The organism is Candidatus Hydrogenedentota bacterium (assembly GCA_018005585.1).
Classification (GTDB): Bacteria; Hydrogenedentota; Hydrogenedentia; order Hydrogenedentales; family JAGMZX01; genus JAGMZX01.
Genome location: JAGMZX010000007.1, coordinates 74,666 through 81,520 on the forward strand (window position 1 = coordinate 74,666; position 6,855 = coordinate 81,520).

The 6,855-nt window shown below is 59.7% G+C and carries 7 protein-coding genes; all 7 read left to right on the top strand.

Annotated features, from left to right (window positions below; translation table 11 throughout):
* Positions 1-644: nitrate reductase subunit alpha (gene narZ, locus KA184_02430; GenBank protein MBP8128409.1), on the top strand; the 644-nt coding region annotated here is incomplete at its 5' end.
* A gap of 18 nt (positions 645-662) precedes the next feature.
* Positions 663-2,153, top strand: coding sequence for a nitrate reductase subunit beta (narH, locus tag KA184_02435; GenBank protein ID MBP8128410.1), 1,491 nt, complete (start codon positions 663-665; stop codon positions 2,151-2,153).
* Entirely contained in the window at positions 2,153-2,731 is a 579-nt protein-coding gene (locus tag KA184_02440) for a molecular chaperone TorD family protein (protein MBP8128411.1), read from the top strand. The genes narH and KA184_02440 overlap by 1 nt, the downstream gene beginning before the upstream one ends.
* Positions 2,715-3,413: a respiratory nitrate reductase subunit gamma gene (gene narI / locus KA184_02445; GenBank protein MBP8128412.1), complete on the top strand. Its 699-nt coding sequence runs from the start codon at positions 2,715-2,717 to the stop codon at positions 3,411-3,413. The genes KA184_02440 and narI overlap by 17 nt, the downstream gene beginning before the upstream one ends.
* 30 nt (positions 3,414-3,443) lie before the next feature.
* Entirely contained in the window at positions 3,444-4,976 is a 1,533-nt protein-coding gene (locus tag KA184_02450; protein ID MBP8128413.1) for a NarK/NasA family nitrate transporter, read from the top strand.
* A gap of 63 nt (positions 4,977-5,039) precedes the next feature.
* Positions 5,040-6,359, top strand: a complete 1,320-nt coding sequence (locus KA184_02455; protein ID MBP8128414.1) for a NarK/NasA family nitrate transporter — start codon at positions 5,040-5,042, stop codon at positions 6,357-6,359.
* Between the two features lie 78 nt (positions 6,360-6,437).
* Positions 6,438-6,855 (top strand): cytochrome c3 family protein (locus KA184_02460; protein MBP8128415.1); only part of this gene is annotated, 418 nt, incomplete at its 3' end.

Genomic DNA, 6,855 nt, shown 5'->3' on the forward strand with positions numbered 1-6,855 from the left:
GGCGGCCCTATTCGCCGTTCACGTATAACGTCGAGGCGCTGGTGCCGTGGCGCACGCTTACCGGCCGTCAGCATTACTATCTCGATCACCCGTTGTACCTGCAATACGGCGAGCACCTGCCGACGTACAAACCGAAGCCGTTGCCGACCCAATACGCGGATATGCGCTTCAGCAAAGAGGCCGGGCCGACGAAGACCTTGAACTATCTGACGCCGCATGGAAAGTGGCACATCCACTCCACCTACGGCGACAACCAGCGCATGACTACCTTGTCGCGCGGTGTCGAGCCGTTGTGGATGAACGACCACGATGCCGCTGAGATCGGCGTGAACGACAACGACTGGGTCGAGGTACACAACGACCATGGCGTCGTGGTGACGCGCGCGGTTGTGAGCGCGCGCATACCGCGCGGGGTCTGCATTCAGTATCACTCGCCGGAACGGACGTATTCCGTGCCGAAATCGCCATTGCGCAACAACCGCCGCGCCGGCGGCCACAACAGCCTTACGCGCACACGGTTGAAGCCGAACCTGATGTGCGGCGGCTACGGCCAATTCACTTTCCACTTCAATTACTGGGGGCCGGTGGGCTGCAACCGCGACACGCACGTCATGGTGCGCAAACTGCCCGAACTCAGGTGGTAATCCAAAGGAACGCGAAGCATGAACGTACGCGCACAGATCGGGACAATGTTCCACCTTGACAAGTGCATCGGCTGTCACACGTGCAGCCTGGCGTGCAAGAACATCTGGACGGACCGCCGCGGCACCGAATACATGTGGTGGAACAACGTCGAGACCAAGCCCGGCACCGGGTATCCCTGCCAGTGGGAAAACCAGGAGAAGTTCCGGGGCGGCTGGGAAAAGCACAACGGGGGCATCCGGCTCAAGTCGACCGGCAAGGCGCGGATTGTGACGAACATCTTTCACAACCCCCATATGCCGAGCATGGACGACTATTACGAGCCGTGGACGTACGACTATCAGAACCTGTTCAACGCCCCCGAAGGGCCGGACCAGCCGACCGCGAAACCGATATCCATGGTGACAGGCGAGTATATCGACATCGAGTCCGGCCCGAATTGGGACGACGACCTGAGCGGATCGCCTGTCTATGGCGAGCACGACCCCAATCTTGAAGGGTTGACCGAAGCCCAGCGCCGGCAGCTGTTCTCGATCGAGCAGCTGGTCTTCTTCTACTTCCCGCGCATCTGCAACCACTGTTTGAACCCCGCGTGCGTGGCCTCGTGCCCGTCTGGCGCGCTCTATAAACGCGGCGAAGACGGGATCGTCCTTGTGGATCAGAAACGGTGCCGCGCGTGGCGTTCATGCATCGCGGCGTGCCCGTACAAGAAGGTCTTTTTCAACTGGTTCACGGGCAAGTCGGAAAAGTGCATTCTATGCTATCCGCGGCTTGAAACGGGCCAGGCGCCCGCGTGCTTCCATTCGTGCGTAGGCCGCATCCGCTACGTAGGCGTGCTGCTCTACGACGCGGAACGTGTCGCGGACGTGGCCAACCTGCCCGCGGAACAGCTTATTGACGCGCAGCGGGAGATGATTCTCGACCCCAACGATCCGCATGTCATCGAGAATGCGATGAAGAACGGCATTTCAGAGGCAGTCATTCAATCGGCACAGGCCTCGCCGGTCTACAAATTTGTGAAAATCTGGAAAATCGCATTGCCGCCGCATATCGAGTTCCGGACCCTGCCCATGCTCTTCTACGTGCCGCCGATGGCCCCGGTTATGGCAGACCGGAAAGACGGCGCGCTCAACAGCGTCAGCGAAGACCTCTTCCACGACATCGAGCAGGCACGCGTGCCGCTGAAGTTCCTCGGCAACCTGCTCGGTGGCGGGCAGGAGGGCAAAGTGCTGTATGCCCTGCGGAAACAGAAGGCGGTGCGCTGGTACCGGCGCGCGCTGACCGTCGGCGATGTGGACATGGAGACCGCGGAACGGATGCTGCGCGAGGCGGACTGCACCGCGCGGGAAGCGCAGGAAATCTACGAGCTGACATCGCTGTGCACAGTCGATCAGCGCTTCGTGATTCCCCCCATGCTGCGCGAGCAGGCTATCGAGGCTACAAAGGATCCGCACGAACAGAAGCAGAATGCCGGGTTCGGCTTTTTGAGCGGACCGCGGAGGGGACTCTGATGCGAGGGGAATCCCTGCACATTCTGGGTTTGCGCCCGTGCCTTGAACTATTTGACACGCTGGCCGACTTGCTGGTCTATCCAGAACCCGGTCTTCGTACGCGAATCGAGCACTGCCGCGAGCACTTGCTGCGCGTGGTCCCCGGCGGGGGCAGCCTGCTCGATAGATACGCGGAGATCATGGAGAGCAAGCCGCTGAGCGAAATCGAAGAATCGTACATCAGCACATTCGACCTGAATCCGGCGTGTACGTTGGACCTTGGCTGGCATTTGTTCGGCGAGGACTACAACCGCGGCCGGTATCTGGTGAGGCTACGGCGCGAACTGCGGCGTTGCGGCGTTGCGGAGAGAGAAGAGCTGCCGGATCATCTCACACTTGCCCTGCGCTTGCTGGCACGCATGCAACCCGCGGAAGGCGCCGAGTTCGCGTCGTGCTGCGTGGGGCCCGCGCTGGAAAAGATCATGAATTCGCTGCCCGGGGACAATCCCTATCACGCCTTGCTTGAGACCGTTAAGGCGGCGATCGATACGGTCTTCGGGCCTGTTGCGGAGGAGAGCAAACATGGCGCAACTGCTTAATTATCTGGATGTAGCCTCGTTTACGCTGGTTCCGTACGTGGCGCTCTTCACGTTCTTTCTGGTGAGCATCCAACGCTACCGGGCACAAACGTTCAGCTTTTCCAGTCTGTCATCGCAATTACTGGAGAACAAGCGGCACTTCTGGGCGCTGGTTCCATTTCACTACGGTATTCTCGTGGTCCTTGGCGGACACATAGTCGCATTTCTTATCCCGCGAAGCATTCTGTTGTGGAATGGGAACCCGCTGCGCTTGTACGTGCTCGAAATTACCGCGCTCGCCTGCGGCATTCTCGCGACGGTCGGCCTGATCGCGGCCATCGCGCGGCGGCTCACGGACAGCAAGGTCCGAAAGGTGACCAGTCCGGTGGACGCGGTGCTGTATCTTCTGCTTGCCGTGCAGTTTGCAAGCGGGATTGCCATCGCGATTCTGTACCCGTGGGGCTCGTCCTGGTTTGCAACGTCGATGACGCCCTATCTCTGGTCTCTGCTCAAGTTCAGTCCGGACCTGACGTATATCGTCGGCATGCCGCATCTCGTCAAACTGCACGTGTTCAACGCGTTCGTGGTTTTTGGACTGTTTCCCTTCACCCGGCTGGTTCATATTCTGGTCGTGCCGAATCCCTATCTGTGGCGCAAGCCGCAGGTGGTGCGTTGGTACGGCGCACCGCGCGATGTGGCTTGAAATGCGACGGGTGAGCTGGAGATAAGCGGCATGCGGGATTCGTCAAAGGGACTGGCGGTGCTTACGCTGAACACCCTTGCATTCACGGTGTGTTTCGCGTGTTGGATGCTGAATGGCGTGCTCATCACATTCCTGGTGGAGCATCAGGTCTACCGTTGGAGCGAGTCGCAGGTCGGGTGGCTCATAGGCGTTCCCGTGTTGTCCGGCTCACTGTTCCGGCTGCCCGCGGGCATTCTCACCGACAAGTTCGGCGGCCGTGCCGTGTTCACGGGTGTCATGTTGCTCGCGGCCGCGCCCATGTACTTGTTGAGCTTGGCCGACAGCTTCACGGGCTTCTTTCTGGCCAGCCTCGGGTTTGGGCTTGCGGGCACGTCTTTCGCCGTTGGCATCGCGTACACGTCCGTCTGGTTCTCGAAGGCACGGCAAGGCACCGCGCTCGGTGTTTTTGGGATGGGCAACGCCGGAGCCGCGCTCACGACCCTTGGAGCACCGAGTCTCTTGGCCTGGCTGACGAACGGAGGCGAGAATATCGAGGCATGGCGCCACCTGCCCCGCCTGTACGCCGCCGTGCTGGCGATTACGGCGATCGTGTTTGTCCTGCTGACCCATTCACGCAAGGTGGACGACTCGCACATCACGAGTTTCCGGCAGCGGCTCGCCCCATTGCGTCATTTGCGCGTCTGGCGTTTCGGGCTCTATTACTTCTTCGTATTCGGCGGGTTTGTAGCGCTTGCACAGTGGCTTGTTCCTTATTACGTGAACGCCTACCTGATGCCACTCGCGATGGCCGGCGTGATGGCATCGGTCTTCAGCCTGCCTTCGGGCGTCATTCGCGCGCTTGGCGGATGGATGTCGGACCACTGGGGCGCGCGCCGCGTGATGTACTGGGTGCTGGGCTCGTGTCTGGTGTGCTGTACGCTCCTGATTGTACCGCGCATGGATATTGAGTCGCCGGGCAGGGGAGTCATGGCCAAGCGGGGCGGCACGGTAACCGCGGTTACCGAATCGGAGATCGCGGTGGGGGAATCGCGGTATCCGCTGGCCGTAAACAGGGAACGGCAACTTACGCCGGAAGAAAAAGCCCGGCAGGTATTGGTATGGCCGACGATCTCGTCATGGCAGGAACCAGTCGTCAAGGAAGGCGACCAGGTGGTCAAGAAGCAGTTGCTCGCGCGGGGTGTGACGCATATTTACTTCCAGGCCAATGTTTGGATTTTTACGGCGTTGGTCTTCATTGTCGGGATAATGATGGGCATCGGAAAAGCCGCGGTCTACAAGCACATTCCCGAGTATTTCCCGAAAGAAGTGGGCGTTGTGGGGGGTATTGTCGGTGTTTTGGGCGGGCTTGGCGGGTTCGTGTGTCCCATCATCTTCGGTTATCTCCTCGAATGGACCGGCATCTGGACGACTTGCTGGCTGTTCTTCGCGATACTCTCCGCAGTTTGCCTGTGGTGGATGCATCGCGTAATCCAGCGCATGTTGCGCGAAGCGGCGCCGGAGCTCATGGGCAGGATCGAGGAAATCGAGCATGCCATGGAACGGCAGAAGCCACGGGAGAGTTGAGGGATAAGGGAGCAGCGGTCAGCCTTCGGCGGCTGGCGCAGGGAACACGAGTCGGAGTGCTGAATGAAGACGCTGGAGAGATGGGAGCCGGAGAACCCGGAATTCTGGGAGTCTACCGGGAAACGAATCGCGTGGCGCACATTGAGCATTACCACCGCGGCATTAGTGTTGTCGTTTGCGACGTGGTTTGCCATGAGCGCGATCGTTGTGCGGCTGCCGCTCATTGGGTTCTCGTTCTCACAGCGTCAGTTATTCTGGCTCGCGGCGATACCCGGACTTGCGGGGGGCACCCTTCGCATGGTGCATACGTTTCTGATCCCGATCTACGGTACGCGCAACGTGATCACCGCAGCCACGTTCATCAAACTGCTTCCCTGCATCGGTATTGGGCTCGCGGTGATGAATCCCGGCACGCCGTTCTGGGTGTTCCTGTTGCTCGCGCTGCTTCTGGGTTTTGGCGGCGGCGATTTTTCGTCCTTCATGCCGAGCACGAGCCTGTTTTTCCCAAAACGGCTGCAAGGCACGATCCTGGGTATTCAAGCGGGCATTGGCAACTTCGGAGTAAGCCTTGCGCAGTTTGTGACCCCGTGGATTATCGGAGCGGGCGTGTTCGGCGCTGTGGCCGGCGGCCCGCAGACCGTCACAAGTGATGGCGCGAGCACGCCCATCTGGATTCAAAACGCGACTTTCTGGTACTTGCCGTTGCTCGTCGTACTTGGTGTGGTCGCGTGGTCGTCTCTGCGAAGTGTCCCGGTAAAGGCCACGTTCGCGCAGCAATTGGATATCTTCCGGAGCAGGCACACCTGGTTCATGACGTCGCTGTACATTATGACGTTCGGCTCATTCTCCGGATTCTCGGCGACGTTTCCGCTCTTGATAGGCAAGCTGTACGGACATTTTGAGAACGCTCCAGACCCGCTCCTGTTTGCCTTTATTGGGCCGCTCGTTGGCTCGATTACACGCATTCTGGCCGGGCCGCCAAGCGACAAGTGGGGCGGCGCCGTCATTACTTCCTTGAGCGGGCTCGGTTTGTTTGCCTGCGCGATTGGGGTGACGTTCTTTACCACGCCGGACTCGATCGAGGAGTTTCCCTACTTCGTATTGTGGATGGTGGGCCTGTTTCTCTTCGCCGGAATTGGCAATGCCTCTACGTTTCGCCAGATTCCTGTGGTCTTCGAGCCGCGGCAAGCAGGCGGGGTACTGGGATGGACCGCGGCCATCGCGGCGTATGGCCCGTTCGTTTTCGGCGTGTGCTTGGGCGAAATTATCTCGCGTACAGGCTCGCCTAACACATTTTTCTATGCAATCGCCGCATTTTACGTCGTCAATATCGCTCTGAACTGGTGGTGTTATACGCGCCGTGGTTGTGACACACCGTGTTGATAGGCCGCCAAGGACGGGCAGACGCAAGTGTTCGAGACGCGCGAGTTCCCGAAACATGACAAGAGATGTGGATTACTTATGAGCAAGGAAACACGGACGTATCTACTCCTGACGGGATTGGCCTTGAGCCTCTTTGCGCTCATGGCGTCGGCGCGCAGATTCAACCTGCCCGGAAATCATGAGGGCTATGAGCCGGCGCAGCCGATCGCGTTCTCGCACCGCCTGCATGCGGGCGAACTGGCGATCGATTGCTTGTACTGCCACTCTGGCGCGGACAGGAGCCGCCACGCGGGTATCCCGTCAGCAAATGTATGCATGAATTGCCACAAGTTCGTTACGGCCACACTGGGTGCGCTTCAGGCGGAAGAGATTGCCGCGAAGGAAACGGGCCGTCCCGTGGCGCCGATTATCTCGCCGGAACTGGCAAAACTATACGACGCGCTCGGGCTGGACGAAACACGCGAGCGCGATCCCGGGAAGCCCCAGAAACCTATTG

Bases quoted from the DNA above. Each gene is read 5' to 3' on its own strand.
- narH (MBP8128410.1), top strand. From the start codon at position 663: ATGAACGTACGCGCACAGATCGGGACAATGTTCCACCTTGACAAGTGC.
- narI (MBP8128412.1), top strand. From the start codon at position 2,715: ATGGCGCAACTGCTTAATTATCTGGATGTAGCCTCGTTTACGCTGGTT.
- KA184_02450 (MBP8128413.1), top strand. From the start codon at position 3,444: ATGCGGGATTCGTCAAAGGGACTGGCGGTGCTTACGCTGAACACCCTT.
- KA184_02455 (MBP8128414.1), top strand. From the start codon at position 5,040: ATGAAGACGCTGGAGAGATGGGAGCCGGAGAACCCGGAATTCTGGGAG.
- KA184_02440 (MBP8128411.1), top strand. From the start codon at position 2,153: ATGCGAGGGGAATCCCTGCACATTCTGGGTTTGCGCCCGTGCCTTGAA.